This is a genomic window from Amphritea sp. (genome assembly GCF_016744155.1).
Lineage (GTDB): Bacteria > Pseudomonadota > Gammaproteobacteria > Pseudomonadales > Balneatricaceae > Amphritea.
In genome coordinates, this window is sequence record NZ_JADGEW010000028.1 from 1 (window position 1) to 16,643 (window position 16,643).

Here is a 16,643-nt window from a genome sequence, read left to right on the forward strand (position 1 = left end):
AGACAGTCATAACACTGAGCACCTTTTAAGTGCTCGAGACCTTTAAGAGGCCCCGGCAGAGTGCGTTTGAATATAATGAATTTGATTACAAATAATTAAAAAACAAACTAACAGACTGATTTAAATAGATTTCTAACGAGACGGCACATTCCCTGCTTTTACTAAAGCAATAAATCTAACAAGCAAACTTTCAGAAAGTTGAAAGTGAAATTTTTAACTCTAGACAACGGCGTCTGCTCTTACCGATCTAACCATCGGCAGGAACAGGCGCTTTTTTTTTGATTAACTTTTTTGCTTCACTTTTTAAAAATTTATCATTTTCAGGAGCCACATCACATGTCTCAACAATTGCTATCTAAACTTATGGGCCGCCGCTCGCTATTGCAGGGTGCGGTGAAGACTTTCGGAGCTGTGGCGGTTGGCAGCCTGCTGGCAATGAGTTCTGCCCAGGCAGCCGTTGGCGAGCCGGAAAAAGAGGATCTGAAGTTTGGTTTTATCAAGCTGACGGATATGGCGCCATTGGCAATCGCTTATGAAAAAGGCTACTTCGAAGATGAAGGCCTGTACGTACAATTAGAAGCGCAGGCGAATTGGAAAGTACTATTAGACCGGGTTATCGATGGTGAACTTGATGGCGCGCACATGCTGGCAGGTCAGCCACTGGGCGCAACAATCGGCTATGGCACCCAGGCACATATCATTACCGCTTTCAGCATGGACCTGAACGGTAACGCGATCACCGTTTCCAACGATATCTGGGATCAGATGAAACCCCATGTGCCTAAGGGCGCTGACGGTAAACCTGTCCACCCAATCAAAGCAGATGCTCTGAAACCTGTTGTCGATGCCTTTAGGGAAGAAGGCAAGCCGTTCAACATGGGCATGGTATTCCCGGTATCGACCCACAACTACGAGTTGCGTTATTGGCTGGCTGCCGGTGGTATCCACCCAGGCTTCTATGCACCCCATAAGGGTGATACTGCCGGTCAGATCGATGCCGACGCCTTACTCTCGGTGACACCTCCGCCTCAAATGCCCTCCACTATGGAAGCCGGTACCATCTATGGTTATTGCGTAGGCGAGCCCTGGAACCAGCAGGCAGTCTTCAAAGGGATAGGTGTACCGGTTGTAACCGACTATGAGATCTGGAAAAACAACCCTGAGAAAGTGTTCGGTGTATCCAAAGGCTGGGCTGATGCAAACCCGAACACTCATATTCGAGTTGTTAAAGCGATGATCCGTGCAGCCAAATGGTTAGATGACAATAACAACGGTAATCGCCCTGAAGCGGTAGAGATTCTCTCCCGTTCTGACTATGTCGGTGCAGACTACGATGTTATCGCTAACTCAATGACTGGCACATTCGAGTACGAGAAAGGCGATAAGCGCGAAGTCCCTGACTTCAACGTATTCTTCCGTCACAACGCGACCTACCCTTACTACTCTGATGCTATCTGGTATCTGACTCAGATGCGTCGCTGGGGTCAGATTGCTGAACCTAAGTCCGATGACTGGTTCATGGAAACGGCTAAAAAAGTCTACCGTCCCGACATCTATGCTTTAGCGGCTAAAGAGCTGATCACAGAGGGCAAGCTCGAAGCAAATGAGTTCCCAGACTTCGCGACTGAAACAGGCTACAAGCCACCACAGACTCACTTCATTGATAACATTACCTATGATGCTACCCAGCCAAATGAGTATCTGACTAAGTTTAAAATCGGCCTACAACCAGACACTACGCTTTAACGTCTGCTTGACGCCTGACAGAAAAGCCTTACTAGAAAGTTCTATTAGAAAGCTCTACTAGAAAGACACACCAAAAACCAAAGGGTCACTCATCAGAGTGACCCATTGGAGAGGCATTATGAGTAGCATCGCATTAAAACTATTAAAGCCATTAGGGTTACCAGAGAAATTTAATCTGGCTCAACTAATTAAGTCATTGGTCGTTCCTATGAGTGGGATGCTGGTATTTCTGTTTATCTGGAATATCGGCGCTCAGAACATTCACACCTCTTTAGGTGAATTTCCTGGCCCGGCTCAGGTATACGAAGAGAGCAAGAACCTAATCGCAGAGCATAATAGAGAACGTCAGAAAGAGGTCGCCTTTTATGAACGCTTGGATATACGTAATGCGAAGAAGTTAGCAGCCAATCCCGATGCGGTCATAAAAACCCGACCTTACACCGGCAAGCCCACCTTTATTGACCAGATTGGCACCAGCCTGGTAACCGTTTTGGCCGGTTTTTTTGCCGCCTCACTGATCGCTATTCCTGCGGGCATTGTGATCGGACTGAATAAAACACTCTACAGCGCGTTCAACCCGGTAATACAGTTATTCAAACCGGTTTCACCATTGGCATGGCTACCACTGGTGACTATGGTTGTCAGTGCCGTCTATGTTAGTGATGACCCGATGTTTGCTAAATCTTTTGTTACTTCACTGATTACCGTTTCACTTTGCTGCCTCTGGCCCACCCTGCTAAACACCGCGGTAGGCGTATCAACCATCAGTGCAGACCTGAACAACGTTAGTAAGGTACTGCGCCTGGCCTGGCTGACCCATGTTATGAAGATTGTTATTCCTTCAGCCATCCCGATGATCTTCACCGGCTTACGCCTGTCACTGGGCATCGCCTGGATGGTACTGATTGCCGCAGAGATGCTGGCACAAAACCCCGGCCTAGGTAAGTTTGTCTGGGATGAGTTCCAGAACGGTAGCTCTAGTTCACTGGGACGGATAATGGTTGCTGTATTAGTCATCGGGCTGATCGGATTCGTACTGGATCGGGTCATGCTGGCACTACAGAAGAAAGTATCCTGGGATAAGTCAGTAGAACTGAGATAAGCGACCTTGATGTCAAAGGTTAGGAGAAAATTATGACGACCAAAACACACCTTGAGTTAACCGGTGTCGATATCGACTTTCCAACACCCAGCGGCCCGTTTAAAGCCCTGAAAAACGTTAACCTGAAAATAGATCAGGGCGAGTTTGTTTCGCTGATCGGTCACTCCGGTTGCGGTAAATCTACCGTTCTGAATATTGTCGCCGGCCTGTATCAAGCAACAAAAGGCGGCGTACTCTTAGACGGTAGAGAAGTTAATCAACCTGGCCCCGAACGGGCAGTCGTTTTTCAAAACCACTCTCTATTACCTTGGTTAACCGCCTATCAAAATGTTGAACTGGCGGTTAAACAGGTATTCAAAAACAGCAAATCTAAAGCTGAGATGAAAGAGTGGATCGAACATAACATGCACCTGGTACATATGGATCATGCTATGCATAAACGTCCCGACGAGATCTCCGGCGGTATGAAACAGCGGGTGGGTATCGCTCGTGCACTAGCGATGGAGCCAACCGTAATGCTGATGGATGAACCTTTTGGCGCGCTGGACGCACTGACACGGGCGCATCTGCAAGATTCGCTGATGGAGATTCAGGCAGACCTGAATAACACAGTGATCATGATTACCCACGATGTCGATGAAGCGGTACTGCTCTCCGATCGAATCGTGATGATGACCAACGGCCCGGCGGCAACGGTCGGTGAAATACTCGACATCAAATTGGAACGCCCTCGCCATCGCCTGGAACTGGCCGATGACCCTGAATATAACCGTTATCGTGCCGCTGTTCTGAGCTTCCTCTATGAGAAGCAGAGAAAACCGGGGGAGGTGCCGACTGAACCGGTCACCGCCGAAGAGATACCTGAGCAGATTAACCACGAGCCGGAATCAACACCTCTGCTGGCGGATGAACAAGCCGCCTGAAAGATACTGACTTGATTACGACTGAAATGCCCGGCGCCCCGCCGGGCTTTTTTGTGGAACCTGACCTTAATCACGACGAGATGCCGCTCCCACACTGGCCGCTGTAAGCGGTGTTTATAAAAGTGAAACTCTACCGGGAGACACCTTTCTGTGCACAAGCCTAAACCCTCGCCCCAACACCGTGCACCAACTCTGCAAATAATCGCTTTGGATAAAACCAAAAAACACATAACTATTTGAAATATATGAATATATAAAACATAGGCACGGTCTCTGCAATAGCTTAAGCGCCTAACTTAGGCTTCTCATATTTTTTTGGACAATGGTGTTCATCCTCCGGTACTACGCATTCGTACCGGCTGATGAACACCTTTTTTTTTGGGATTTTTTAATGACAAAACCTCATCTCATCATCATCGGTAACGGCATGTCCTCTGGCCGTCTACTAGACGACATTCTGAAGCGGGACCCGGATATGTATCGGATTACCGTATTCGGTGCTGAGGGTTATGCAAACTACAACCGCATCATGCTCTCTCCGGTACTGGCTGGCGAGATCAAGGCCCGCGATATCGTTACCCATTCTGAACAGTGGTATCAGGATCAGAATATCGCACTACACAGTGGCGATACCGTCACCGGGATTGATACTAAAAACCAGACTATCAGTTGTCAAAGTGGTACTACATTCAGCTACGACAAGCTGGTACTGGCAACCGGATCAGAACCTGTTATCCCCCCCGCAGCCCGCGACGCTCAGATGGAAGGGATTCTGAGTTTCCGTAGGCTGGATGATATTGATCGCACCATGGCTAAAGTCAACGATATCAGCCATGCAACCGTCGTAGGTGGTGGACTATTAGGTCTGGAGGCCGCCTGGGGGCTTCGTCAGCAAGGCCTGGATGTCACCGTTATTCACCGCGGCGAATGGCTACTGAATCGACAACTCGATCCTGCGGCTGGCGAACTCCTTAAACAATCCTTAGAAGCACGCGGCATCAGCTTTCGCCTCAATGCTGAGATCACTCAATTTTCCAGTCACCAAGCACTATATTCCGATGAGAGTTCTACCCTTCTGCCCGGCGGTTCAGAAAGCGAAGCGCACCCAAGCTCTGAGGCTCTTAAGAAGGTCTTTGTAAAGAAGGACTCTGAACAGAAGGAAACTCTCCAGCAAATTACCCTGAATGACGGTTCAGTTCTCAACACTGAACTGGCCGTCATAGCAATCGGCATAACTCCCAATCACTCGCTGGCGAAAGCCAGTGCGCTCGATTGCGACAGGGGAGTTTTGGTCAATGACCAGATGCAGAGCTCTCACCCGAATATATTTGCCCTGGGTGAATGCACCCAGTTTGGTCAACATACTTTTGGTCTGGTTGCCCCTTTGTGGGACCAGGCAGCAGTACTGGCAGATCAACTGTGTGAAACATCGGATCAACGCTTCAGTGTTAAACCTTGCGCCACTAAACTCAAGGTTTCGGGTATCGCTCTATTTTCAGCAGGCGAGTTTTTAGACAACCCCGACAGTGAATCAATCATCTGCCAGGACTTCAAAAATGGCGTTTATCGAAAGCTCATTTTCCGTGACCAAAAACTTACCGGGGCAGTACTTTACGGCGCTGTAAATGATGGAAATTGGTACTTCGAACTAATTCAGGCTCAACAGCCCGTTCAACATTTAGCACCAGACCTTATCTTTGGCCGACGCTACTGCGAAGCCGAATCAATCACCAGCGGTATCCCAGAGATTCAAATCTCTGTACCCGAGCATAATTCTCCGATCCTAAATCCACAGGAACTTAGCCCGTCAGCAGGAGCAACCTCATGAGTAAAACAAAATTAGTTATCGCCGGTAACGGCATGGTTGGCCATCAATTTCTTCAAAGCCTGGCAGACAGCGGTCAGCTAGCAAACTTTGAAGTGACTGTTTTCTGCGAAGAGAGTCGATTAGCCTATGACCGGGTTCACCTGAGCGCCTACTTTTCAGGTTCAACCGCTGAAGATCTGGCCATGGGTAATGCCGAGGTTTATCGCAGCTGGGGCCTGAACGTCCTAACCGGGGAAAAAGTAGCTGAGATAGATCGCACCCGCAAATCCGTGACCACCGATAAGGGCCGCGAACTAAGCTACGACAAGCTTGTTCTGGCCACCGGCTCATACCCCTTTGTACCGCCGGTACCGGGACATGATCGTGGACAGTGCTTGGTATACCGAACCATTGATGACCTGGAAGCCATTGCTAAAGCCGCTAAGCATTCTAAGATAGGTACCGTTGTCGGTGGCGGTCTGCTCGGTCTGGAAGCCGCTAAAGCACTAAAAGATCTGGGACTGGAAACTCATGTGGTTGAGTTCGCTCCCCGTTTAATGGCCGTCCAACTGGATAATGGTGGCGGTGCCATGCTGCGCCAGAAGATTGAAGCGCTGGGTGTAACGGTGCATACCGAAAAAAACACCCAACTGATCGATGAGGGTGAGCAGTGCTTCCACAAGATGAACTTTGCCGATGGTGAAGTACTGGAAACCGACCTTATTCTCTTCTCTGCCGGTATCCGTCCACGTGATGAGTTAGCTCGACAGTGTGAACTGGAAGTCGGTGAACGCGGCGGTATCGTAATCAACAATTACTGCCAAACTTCTGACCCTGCTATCTACGCCATTGGTGAGTGTGCCCTGTGGAATAAACAGATCTTCGGCTTAGTAGCCCCCGGCAACCAGATGGCTAAAGTAACGGTTTCTCACTTAACTAATGGCCCAGATAGCTTTACCGGGGCCGACATGAGTACCAAGCTGAAACTGATGGGTGTTGACGTTGCCAGTATTGGCGATGCCCACAGTCGAACACCGGGGGCGCGTAACTACAGCTTCGTTGATGAACGTGAGGGGATCTATAAAAAGCTGGTTGTTTCCGAAGATGGTAAGACGCTATTAGGCGCAATTCTGGTGGGTGATGCCGAACAGTACGGCACACTATTACAATATATGCTCAACGGCATTCACCTGCCAGAATACCCGGACACGCTGATTTTGCCTAGCCGGGGCGACGATCAACAGACCGGGCTGGGGGTTGCAGCCCTGCCGGAAACAGCCCAGATATGTTCTTGTCATGATGTTAGTAAGGGTGACGTTCGGGCAGCACTGGATACCGGATACTGCACCCTGGGCGATGTCAAAGGTGCCACTAAAGCGGCCACTGGCTGCGGTGGTTGTGCTGCACTGCTAACAGACTTGGTAAACCACGAACTGGAAGAGATGGGAGTCGAAGTAAACCGTGACCTCTGCGAACACTTCCCTTACAACCGCCAAGATCTTTACAACCTGATCCGAGTTGAAGAGATCCGTAGCTTTGATGAGCTGTTAGATAAACATGGTAGCGGTCACGGTTGTGAGATCTGTCGTCCGGCCGTGGGTAACATTCTGGCTTCATGTTGGAACGATTTCATTCTCAGCGAAAAGAACGTTGCCCTTCAGGATACCAATGACACCTTTATGGCGAATATGCAGAAGGATGGTACTTATTCAGTGGTGCCCCGGGTTGCCGGTGGAGAGATAACCGCCGATAAGCTAATCACCCTCGGTCAGGTGGCTAAGAAATACAACCTCTATAGCAAGATTACCGGCGGCCAGCGAGTCGATCTCTTTGGGGCACGTTTAGAACAACTACCACCGATCTGGGAAGAGCTCATCGCAGCCGGTTTTGAAACCGGACACGCCTACGGTAAATCCCTGCGTACGGTTAAATCCTGCGTCGGCAGCACCTGGTGTCGTTTCGGTGTCGATGATAGTGCAGGTTTGGCGATCGAGCTAGAGGATCGCTACAAGGGTCTGCGGGCACCCCATAAGATTAAGTTTGCGGTATCCGGGTGTACCCGGGAATGTGCCGAAGCCCAAAGCAAGGATATCGGTATCATCGCTACAGAGAATGGCTGGAACCTTTATGTCTGTGGTAACGGTGGGATGAAACCCCGCCATGGTGATCTGTTCGCAACCGATCTGGATAAGAAAACACTTATCAGCTACATCGACCGAATTTTGATGTTCTACATTAAGACCGCCGATCGTCTGCAGCGCACATCAGTCTGGATGGAAAACATGGAAGGCGGTTTGGACTATCTACGCGGGGTAATCATCGAAGACAGTTTGAGCCTCGCTGAAGAGCTGGAGCAGCAAATGTCTCACGTTGCTGCAACCTATCAGTGCGAGTGGAAAACTACCCTGGAAAATCCAGAAGCACTGAAGCGGTTCCGCCAATTTGTTAACACCAATGCCCGCGACAGTAATGTTGTGTTCGTTGAGGAACGTCAACAGATCCGCCCTGCCACGCCTGAAGAGAAGGCTGACATTCGGGCCGAACCGATCAAGCTGGTTAGCTGAAACAGAGGATATAACTATGTCTAACAAAACAATTTGGACCGCGGTGTGCGGTCAAAGTGATCTGATTCCAAACTCCGGCATCTGCGCTCTGGTAAACAATATTCAGATAGCCCTGTTCTATGTACAAAAAGAGCAGAGCGTATTCGCCATTGCCAACCATGATCCATTCAGCCAAGCCAATGTGCTGTCGCGGGGGCTGATCGGCTCTAAAGGTGATGATCTTTACGTCGCTTCGCCAGTCTATAAGCAGCATTTTTGTCTAAAAAGCGGCCGCTGCTTAGATGATGAAAACACCAACATCCAGGCCTGGCCTGCCCGGATTGAGAATGGTCAGGTGCAAGTGTTTTTTTAGCGCTTTATATAAGTTCAACAAACGTTACACAACAAATCTACAGGACCTTGATTGATGACTATCGCAACCCGCCCAGACCCTTGCCAGGTAAAAACCACTTGCCCCTACTGCGGAGTGGGCTGCGGTGTGAATGCCCAGGTAAGCGAGAATCGGCTGATTGCGGTAAGTGGCGACAAGGCACACCCTGCTAACCAGGGCCGACTCTGCGTTAAAGGTTCAGCCCTGCACGAAACATCAGGACTGGAAGGACGACTGCTGGCACCTCAAATCAAAGGCGAAACCGTCAGCTGGGACAAGGCTTTTGATCATGTCGCTCAAGGCTTTCGTGAAACCATAGAGAAATATGGACCCGATTCAGTCGCACTGTATCTCTCAGGCCAGATTCTTACCGAAGACTACTACGTTGCCAATAAGCTGATGAAAGGCTTTATCGGCTCCGCCAACGTCGATACCAACTCCCGCCTCTGCATGTCTTCTGCGGTAGCCGCTCACAAAAGAGCTTTTGGTGCTGACCTGGTACCCGGCTGTTATGAAGACCTGGAACTTACAGACCTGCTGGTACTGGTGGGATCTAATGCTGCCTGGGCACATCCGGTTATCTACCAGCGGATTGTCGCGGCAAAGAAAGTCAGACCGGAAATGAAGATCGTTGTCATTGATCCACGCCGGACAGCCACCTGTGATATTGCTGATCTACACCTGCCACTCAAGCCCGGTAGCGATGGATACCTGTTTACCGGCCTGTTGAGCTACCTGGCGGACAATAACGCGCTGAATAACTCATATATCAAAGATCACACCGAAGGCTTTGAGGACGCTCTAGAGGCCGCCAGAACACTCACAGCCGATCTAACCCAAACAGCAGATTTATGTGGATTAGAAAAATCTGATCTTAAACAGCTTTACCAATGGTTCTCTCAGACAGCTAAAGTTGTCACGCTGTTTTCCCAGGGGATCAATCAATCCTCTTCTGGAGTTGATAAGGGTAATGCGATCATTAACTGTCATCTTGCGACCGCAAAGATAGGCAAACCCGGTGCGGCTCCCTTCTCCATTACCGGCCAGCCCAATGCCATGGGCGGGCGGGAAGTCGGCGGACTGGCCAATCAGCTAGCAGCGCATATGGATTTCACTGATCCGGAAAATATCGAACTGGTTAAGACCTTTTGGCAGGCCCCGAAGATGGCCCGCAAAGAGGGTCTGAAAGCGGTCGATATGTTTCAGGCGGTCCATGACGGCAAGATAAAAGCGATCTGGATTATCGGTACCAACCCGGTCGTCAGTATGCCCAATGCAGACTTTATCCGCGAAGCACTGCAGCGCTGCGAACTGGTGGTCGTCTCCGATTGCATGGAAAAAACCGATACCACCACCTGCGCTGACGTGTTGTTGCCAGCGACCGGCTGGGCAGAAAAAGACGGCACTGTGACCAACTCTGAACGGATAATCTCACGTCAAAAAGGCTTTCTAGAGCCCGCTGGCCATAGCCTACATGACTGGCAGATCATCTGTTCAGTTGCCCAGGCAATGGGATTTGAGGAAGGATTTAGATTCAATTCGCCAGCAGAGATATTCGCCGAACACGCCGCGCTTTCAGGCTTTAGAAACAGTGGTAAACGCTTCTTTGATATATCGGCACTCTCGACATTATCAGAAGATGAATATCACGATATGAAGCCGGTTCGCTGGCCTGTGATAAAAAATAGCAAGGCTGATTCGACTCGCCTGTTCAGCGACGGTCGATTTAATACTCTATCCGGCCGTGCACGGCTCATCCCCATCACACCTACTGCACCTATCAGTCAGGTATCAGAAACCTACCCACTGATACTGAATACCGGCCGAATTCGTGATCAATGGCATACTATGACCCGCACCGGCAAAGCCAGCCGATTACTTAATCATATCGATCAACCCTATGTAGAGCTATCGCTTCAGGATGCGGCGGATAAGGGTATAGCTGAAAACGATCTGGTCGAGATACGTAGCGCGATTAGTCGGTGCCTGGTTCGAGCGAAAATCACTGAGGGACAGCCTGAGGGATCAGTCTTTATGCCGATTCACTGGACTGCGCAGTTCGCCTCGCTGGCCCGGGTGGATAGTCTGTTTGCGTCGATTAAAGACCCAATATCCGGGCAACCTGAGGCGAAACACTGCCCGGTAAGTATCAATAAACTAAACAGTTGCTGGCAGGCCATCCTGATTACCAAAAAAGAACTATCTGATCTGCCCTGCGAATACTGGTGCAAAGTCCCTCTACAAAATGGTTTTCGCTATGAGCTTGTCGGTACCCAGTTGCCGGAAAGCTGGCAGGTATGGCTTGAATCAGTTGTGACTTTGAGTGATAGAGACGACCGGATCGAACTATGCTCTGTCGAAAGATACCGACTGATTAGTTTCAATGATCATACGCCCGAACTGCTATTTTTTGCCTCAACTGACAGGCTTCCTAACAGTAATTGGTTGAGTAAGCAGTTCAATCAAAAAACGGGGTCCCCCGCTCAGCGGATGGCACTACTGGCGGGTAAGCCCATTGATAACAATGATGACTCCGGTGCAATCGTCTGCAGTTGCTTTGAAGTCGGAGAGAAAAGCATCCGCAGGGCGATTCGTCAGGGTGCAGACAGCACTGACAAGCTGGCAGAAAAGCTGAAATGTGGCAGTAGCTGCGGCTCCTGCTTACCAGAAATCCGGGCACTGCTTTTGTGAATCGTTTTAAAAAAGCCCTTTGATAAAGTCCAGATAACCGTTGTCCCAAGCGATTCCTGCCCAGACGACCCAGGTCAGGTTAAGCATCATAAACACCGCGGCAGAGCCCATATCTTTTGCCCGCCCTGCCAGCTCGTGATATTCAGGCCCCCAACGATCAACTACCGCTTCTATCGCCGAGTTCACAATCTCAAACGCTAACACTAGTAAACAACACCCCAACATTAGGGCAAGCTGAGTACCTGAATCGGCCAACCAGAAAGCTGCTGGCACCATGAACACTAGCGCGCTAACCTCATAACGAAAAGCAGGCTCTTCTACCCATGCAGCCTTAATGCCTTGCAGTGAATATTTAGTGGCGTAATAAAAACGAGAAACGCCGGTCCGTTTAATCTGGTGCATAAGCATGGCTACTTTCAATTGCGAAACCGGCATTAAAACATGAAAATAATGACCATACTATGACTCGCAAGGTACGGTAATGTAGTCGCTACGACCCTAAGAGTTGTCCAGCTGCTTCACTGCTGTGGTTTCTAGGTAATTGAATCTGAACTATTAAAAAATGGCCGGGCGGTACGAATTGCTGCGATATCAGTTTAAAAACTATCTGTTTGAATGTTATAGTTGCTTGCCGCCATAGATTTCGCATACAAAATGTTATTAACAAAATAATCTTGTTCACTATACGTTTCAGGATTAACTCAAAAGAGCTAATTCATACTCTGTTTATAAAAGCTCTTTTTATTAACTTTGTATAATGAACTTTTGTTAACTACGTTTAATGTCTAAACACTTAAAGTGAACTCTGCGGACCTCCAAGGACGTAATTATATTCTGCACAATAGCTGCAGATAAGTATGGAATATCACGCTTTCTCTGGAAATTGATCTTATCTAATGCAAAATAACGAAGTAGACATCCAACTGAGCAACCTTAGTTTGGATCAGTTAAATAGCCTGCTGGTAAAACTTGAACAAAAAACAGCAGCAAAAAAACAGGCAATTAAAGCTGCCAGTAAAGCCCCTCCTCGCACTCAAACCGATATTGAGAAACTTGCTGACCTACAGGGATTAGACCTGAGCGGTCTGATGCGGGAAATCTCTAAGCGCTAATCCAGAACGGCCCTGATAAATGACAGCTGAAAAACAAACCGCGCGAATTAACCGCACCTTCTGCGTTGCCCCAATGATGGAGTGGACAGACCGCCATTGTCGTTACTTCCACCGCATCATCAGCCAGAATGCTGTTCTCTATACAGAGATGGTAACCACTGGCGCACTGATACACGGTGACCGGGAACGATTCCTGCAATACAACCCTCAGGAACATCCGCTGGCACTGCAACTTGGCGGCAGCAACCCTGCTGACCTGACCACCTGCACCCAGATGGCTGAAGACTTTGGCTACGACGAGGTAAATCTTAACGTCGGCTGCCCCAGCGATCGGGTTCAGAACAATATGATCGGGGCCTGCCTGATGGCTCACCCCCAACTAGTCGCTGAGTGTCTGGAAAAAATGCAGTCCGCCGTGGGCATCCCGGTAACTGTCAAACATCGCTTGGGTATCGATGATATGGACAGCTACGAAGAGCTTCATCATTTCGTATCTATTGTCAGAGAATCCGGCTGTAAGACCTTTATAATCCATGCTAGAAAAGCGATACTTCAAGGACTAAGCCCAAAAGAAAACAGGGATATTCCGCCGCTTAAATATGACTGGGTCTACCAGATAAAACAGGCTTTTCCTGATCTGGAAATCCTGATTAATGGTGGTATCAAAACATTAGAAGAGAGCCACGAACATTTACAGCAGGTAGATGGCGTGATGATAGGCCGAGAAGCCTACCATAACCCCTATATGATGGCTGAAGTCGACGCTCTTTATAATCCGGATGCTCAGACTCAATCCCGGCTAGAAATCATTGAGCAGATGTACCCTTACATAGAGGAGCAACTGCAACAGGGTTGCTATCTGGGCTATATCACCCGTCACTTGTTAGGCCTTTTTCACGCCCAGCCTGGCGGACGCCAGTTCCGACGTTACCTGAGTGAAAACGCTCACAAGTCCGGAGCGGGTGTAGACGTATTGAAACAAGCCGTTGCCAAAGTTGCGGCTATCTAAAATATTAAAGGAAGATAAAAATGGAAAGCCAGCTGGATCAGCTAAAGAAGATGACCACCATTGTTGCCGATACCGGCGATATTAACGCCATCCGCGACCTGAAACCGGTTGATGCCACGACTAACCCTTCCCTACTACTTAAAGCCAGTCAGGACCCTGCCTACCGCCCCTACCTGGAAGAAGCCAAAGCATGGGCATTGAGTCAGGGAGGCAGTGAAGCAGAACAACTCGCCAACATGACCGATAAATTAGCAGTTCTGGCCGGCTGCGAAATCCTTTCACTGATTCCGGGGCGCATCTCTACCGAAGTGGATGCCCGACTCTCATTCGATACACAAGCGACCATCACCAAAGCTAAAAAACTGATGGGTCTGTATCAGGAAGCCGGAATCAGCAACGAACGCGTACTGATCAAGATAGCATCCACCTGGGAAGGCATTGAAGCGGCCCGTCAGCTAGAAAAACAGGGAATCAACTGCAACCTGACACTACTGTTTGGTTTTTCACAGGCGGTCGCCTGCGCAGACGCTGGAGTATTCCTGATATCCCCATTTGTTGGCCGTATTCTTGACTGGAATAAAGCCAATAGCCCTGAAGGCACAGACTTGAGCGGCCCTAAAGATCCCGGTGTACTTTCGGTCAGCCGCATCTACAACTACTACAAACAGCATGGCTACAAAACCGTAGTGATGGGTGCCAGCTTCCGTAACAGCGAAGAGATTCGTCAATTGGCTGGTTGCGACCGTCTGACCATCAGCCCCGGGCTGATTAACGAACTAGCTGACACGAACCTGCCTCTGGATCAGAAGCTGCTTGCCAGTGATCCGGTTTGCGATGAGGCGAAACAACTGAACAGCGAAGAAGCATTCCGCTGGGCAATGAACGAAGAAGCGATGGCAACAGAGAAACTTGCCGAAGGCATCCGCAACTTTGCTGCGGATCAGGTAAAACTGGAACAACTGCTAAGTCAAATCTGATAGCTGCCTCAGCCAGCCACCAAAACAAAAAAACGCATCTTATTGATGCGTTTTTTTATGTTCGTAAAACAGAGAAAGTCATTACTTAGAACTGGTCATCATCAAACTCGACTTCGCCATCATTGACTAAGAACTCACGACGTTGCATATAAGCATCACGAATGGCCGTATAACGATCTCCATTCAAGAGCTGCTCAGCTGCCAACAGCTCTGCCCGGGAATCTACAATGCGCAGTGCGTAGAGCTGATTACGGGTGCGAATAGGGTTAACCTCTCCTACCGGGTCAACCATTGAGTCAGGTAACTTGCTAATGCCATCGCGCACATTAGAAGGACCTAAAAACGGCAGAACCAGATAAGGCCCGGATCCTACTCCCCAATACCCCAGAGTCTGACCAAAATCTTCTTTGTGCTCCGGCAACCCCATTGGCGTTGCAACATCAAGAATACCACCCAAACCTATAGTGGTATTAAATACTACCCGGGAAAAATCCTGCACAGCCGCCTCAGCCTTAAGCTGCAGCAGATTATTAACAATACTTCCTACATCCGCCAGATTACCGAAAAAGTTACCGACCCCGGTTTCGACAATATCAGGTGTTACGGCCTGGTAGCCACGGGCTGCTGGTTTGAGAAGATAGCCATCCAGCACTTCATTGAATTCGAAAACAGGACGATTAAAGCCCTGCCATGGATCAATCTCACTATTCTGATCCTGAGCAACAGCACCAGAAACAATTAGAAAGGAAGATAACAATAACAGATGAGATAGTCTTTTTATGCTTCGCATAAGCAGGTTCCTTAGTAACAAACCATTAGAGCTTAATGATATACAGGGATATTGGGAAAATAATAATAAATTGTGCACTACAACAAACAAAGATGCGAGCGATCTTTACTCAGTATAGTAAGAGAGCCAATTAACGCTGAACAGCAGGCTTAAATTATTGATAAAAACGAAAAAAGAGCCCCGAAGGGCCCTTTTTCATAAACTTAATCTTTAAACAAAGATTAGAAGTTTACGTTGTAACCTACAGCGAATACATCAACTGCTTTGCTAGCATCTTCAGCTTTGTTACTAGCTTCGATGTAGTTAGCAAATACAAATGCCTGCTTACCCAGCTTCTGCTGAACTTCAGCAACGTAACGCTTACCGCCATCTACGTCAGCAGCAGAGTCACCGAAATCTGTGATAGAACCTAGCACTTTAGTGTTACCCATAGCGTAAGAACCAGCCAGAATCATTACAGAGTCAGCGCCTTTAGCGTTAACTTCGTCATCTTCAACAGAGAAACCTACGTACAGGTTATCAGCAGAGTAGTTTACGCCCAGAGAGTTGATGTTTTCATCAACAGTACCGTTGTACTGCAGTGTAGAAACAGCTACACCGAAACCACCCATAGAGTAGGTAGCTGCAAGGTGAGAAGCATCAACCTGAGTACCAGCATCACCACCAGCATCAACGCCAGCAGCGTCACGTGCTACAACAGCAGCAGCGATTTGCAGACCACCCATCTTTGGAGAGATGTATGCAGCAGCATTACCCTGACGACCGCCAGTACCGTAGCTGTGAGTTGTTTCAGTAGAAGCAGCAGCCATGATGTCAGTCTTACCAACTGTCCACAGGTAAGCTGGCAGCCACTGACGACCAACAAGCGCAGTACCGTAGCTACCAGTAGCTCCAACGTAAGCCAGACGGCCTTTACCTGGAGTACCGAAAGAACCGGACTCAGTGTTTGCATAAGTTTCAAAGTGAGCGATTGCAGTCGCACCAGAGAACAGCTCAGAAGTAGCCTTGATACCGATACGTGAAGTGTTGTCCTGGATATCCAGTGCAGCACCGTCAGCGTCAGCAATTTGAACGCGCAGTGAACCGTAAACAGTAGCGTCAGCTTGTGCAACCATTGGTGCAGTCAGAGCACCAGCTACAGCCAGAGCAATAATAGACTTTTTCATTAATGTTTCCCCTTCAATATTTAACGTACTAGTAGTCAAACTTTAATTATTTCTTATCGCTTTGCGTCATCAACTACGCGTAGCTACCAAGAAAAATACTATAATTCAGAAATATTGCAATGATATGCAAGAAAAAAATCTGACATATCACGCCTCTGAAGAACCGACAACTAAGTCAATCCTTAGTATTCTTTATCGTACTCAAAACATTTTTCTTTAATTTATCAAGCATTTCAACTCTGTTACCAGCGAAGAACTTGCGTCAAAACCAAGTCAAATTGAGCACTTTTAAATAAATTTGACGCATTAAAGCATAGCAGACCAGCGATTCGCAACTATTTATGCCGCTATTTTAACTAGTTAGCGTCTATTCTGCGCCTGTTCGT

Annotated in this window: 13 protein-coding genes; 10 read left to right on the forward strand and 3 right to left on the reverse strand. The window is 48.5% G+C overall.

From position 1 onward, the window contains the following. Nucleotides 1–336: 336 nt before the first annotated feature. The 7 genes from QZZ54_RS16700 (at nt 337) to QZZ54_RS16730 (ending at nt 11,203) form a co-directional block, all read left to right on the forward strand. Nucleotides 337–1,746, forward strand: coding sequence for a CmpA/NrtA family ABC transporter substrate-binding protein (locus QZZ54_RS16700; RefSeq protein ID WP_290704545.1), 1,410 nt, complete (start codon nt 337–339; stop codon nt 1,744–1,746). Nucleotides 1,747–1,864: 118 nt separating this feature from the next. Then, a complete protein-coding gene (locus QZZ54_RS16705; protein ID WP_290704548.1) occupies nt 1,865–2,848 on the forward strand; it encodes an ABC transporter permease in 984 nt (327 codons plus the stop codon). A gap of 32 nt (nt 2,849–2,880) precedes the next feature. Continuing rightward, a complete protein-coding gene (locus QZZ54_RS16710) occupies nt 2,881–3,771 on the forward strand; it encodes an ABC transporter ATP-binding protein (protein ID WP_290704551.1) in 891 nt (296 codons plus the stop codon). 391 nt (nt 3,772–4,162) lie between these two features. Then, a complete protein-coding gene (locus tag QZZ54_RS16715) occupies nt 4,163–5,599 on the forward strand; it encodes an FAD-dependent oxidoreductase (RefSeq protein WP_290704554.1) in 1,437 nt (478 codons plus the stop codon). Continuing rightward, nucleotides 5,596–8,142, forward strand: a complete 2,547-nt coding sequence (gene nirB, locus QZZ54_RS16720) for a nitrite reductase large subunit NirB (RefSeq protein WP_290704557.1) — start codon at nt 5,596–5,598, stop codon at nt 8,140–8,142. Before QZZ54_RS16715 ends, nirB begins: the two co-directional genes overlap by 4 nt. 16 nt (nt 8,143–8,158) lie before the next feature. Continuing rightward, nucleotides 8,159–8,494, forward strand: coding sequence for a nitrite reductase small subunit NirD (gene nirD, locus QZZ54_RS16725; RefSeq protein WP_290704560.1), 336 nt, complete (start codon nt 8,159–8,161; stop codon nt 8,492–8,494). Between the two features lie 54 nt (nt 8,495–8,548). Beyond that, entirely contained in the window at nt 8,549–11,203 is a 2,655-nt protein-coding gene (locus QZZ54_RS16730) for a nitrate reductase (RefSeq protein WP_290704562.1), read from the forward strand. 6 nt (nt 11,204–11,209) lie between these two features. Here the strand turns inward: QZZ54_RS16730 and QZZ54_RS16735 are convergent, their stop codons facing one another. Then, nucleotides 11,210–11,605, reverse strand: coding sequence for a diacylglycerol kinase (locus tag QZZ54_RS16735; RefSeq protein ID WP_290704565.1), 396 nt, complete (start codon nt 11,603–11,605; stop codon nt 11,210–11,212). Nucleotides 11,606–12,099: 494 nt separating this feature from the next. Here QZZ54_RS16735 and QZZ54_RS16740 point away from each other — a divergent pair, with 494 nt between their 5' ends. Genes QZZ54_RS16740 through tal form a run of 3 tightly spaced genes read left to right on the forward strand, consistent with a single transcriptional unit; the run spans nt 12,100 to nt 14,301 of the window. Continuing rightward, nucleotides 12,100–12,315, forward strand: a complete 216-nt coding sequence (locus tag QZZ54_RS16740; RefSeq protein WP_290704568.1) for a hypothetical protein — start codon at nt 12,100–12,102, stop codon at nt 12,313–12,315. Nucleotides 12,316–12,334: 19 nt separating this feature from the next. Continuing rightward, nucleotides 12,335–13,324: a tRNA dihydrouridine(20/20a) synthase DusA gene (gene dusA / locus QZZ54_RS16745; protein ID WP_290704571.1), complete on the forward strand. Its 990-nt coding sequence runs from the start codon at nt 12,335–12,337 to the stop codon at nt 13,322–13,324. 20 nt (nt 13,325–13,344) lie between these two features. Then, nucleotides 13,345–14,301: a transaldolase gene (gene tal, locus QZZ54_RS16750; RefSeq protein ID WP_290704574.1), complete on the forward strand. Its 957-nt coding sequence runs from the start codon at nt 13,345–13,347 to the stop codon at nt 14,299–14,301. 85 nt (nt 14,302–14,386) lie between these two features. Here tal and QZZ54_RS16755 read toward each other — a convergent pair whose 3' ends face one another. Both QZZ54_RS16755 and QZZ54_RS16760 read right to left on the reverse strand, forming a co-directional pair. Beyond that, nucleotides 14,387–15,091 (reverse strand): VacJ family lipoprotein, encoded by a 705-nt coding sequence (locus QZZ54_RS16755; protein WP_290704576.1) that lies wholly within the window; start codon nt 15,089–15,091, stop codon nt 14,387–14,389. A gap of 221 nt (nt 15,092–15,312) precedes the next feature. Then, nucleotides 15,313–16,257: a porin gene (locus QZZ54_RS16760; protein ID WP_290704579.1), complete on the reverse strand. Its 945-nt coding sequence runs from the start codon at nt 16,255–16,257 to the stop codon at nt 15,313–15,315. Between the last annotated feature and the right edge of the window lie 386 nt (nt 16,258–16,643).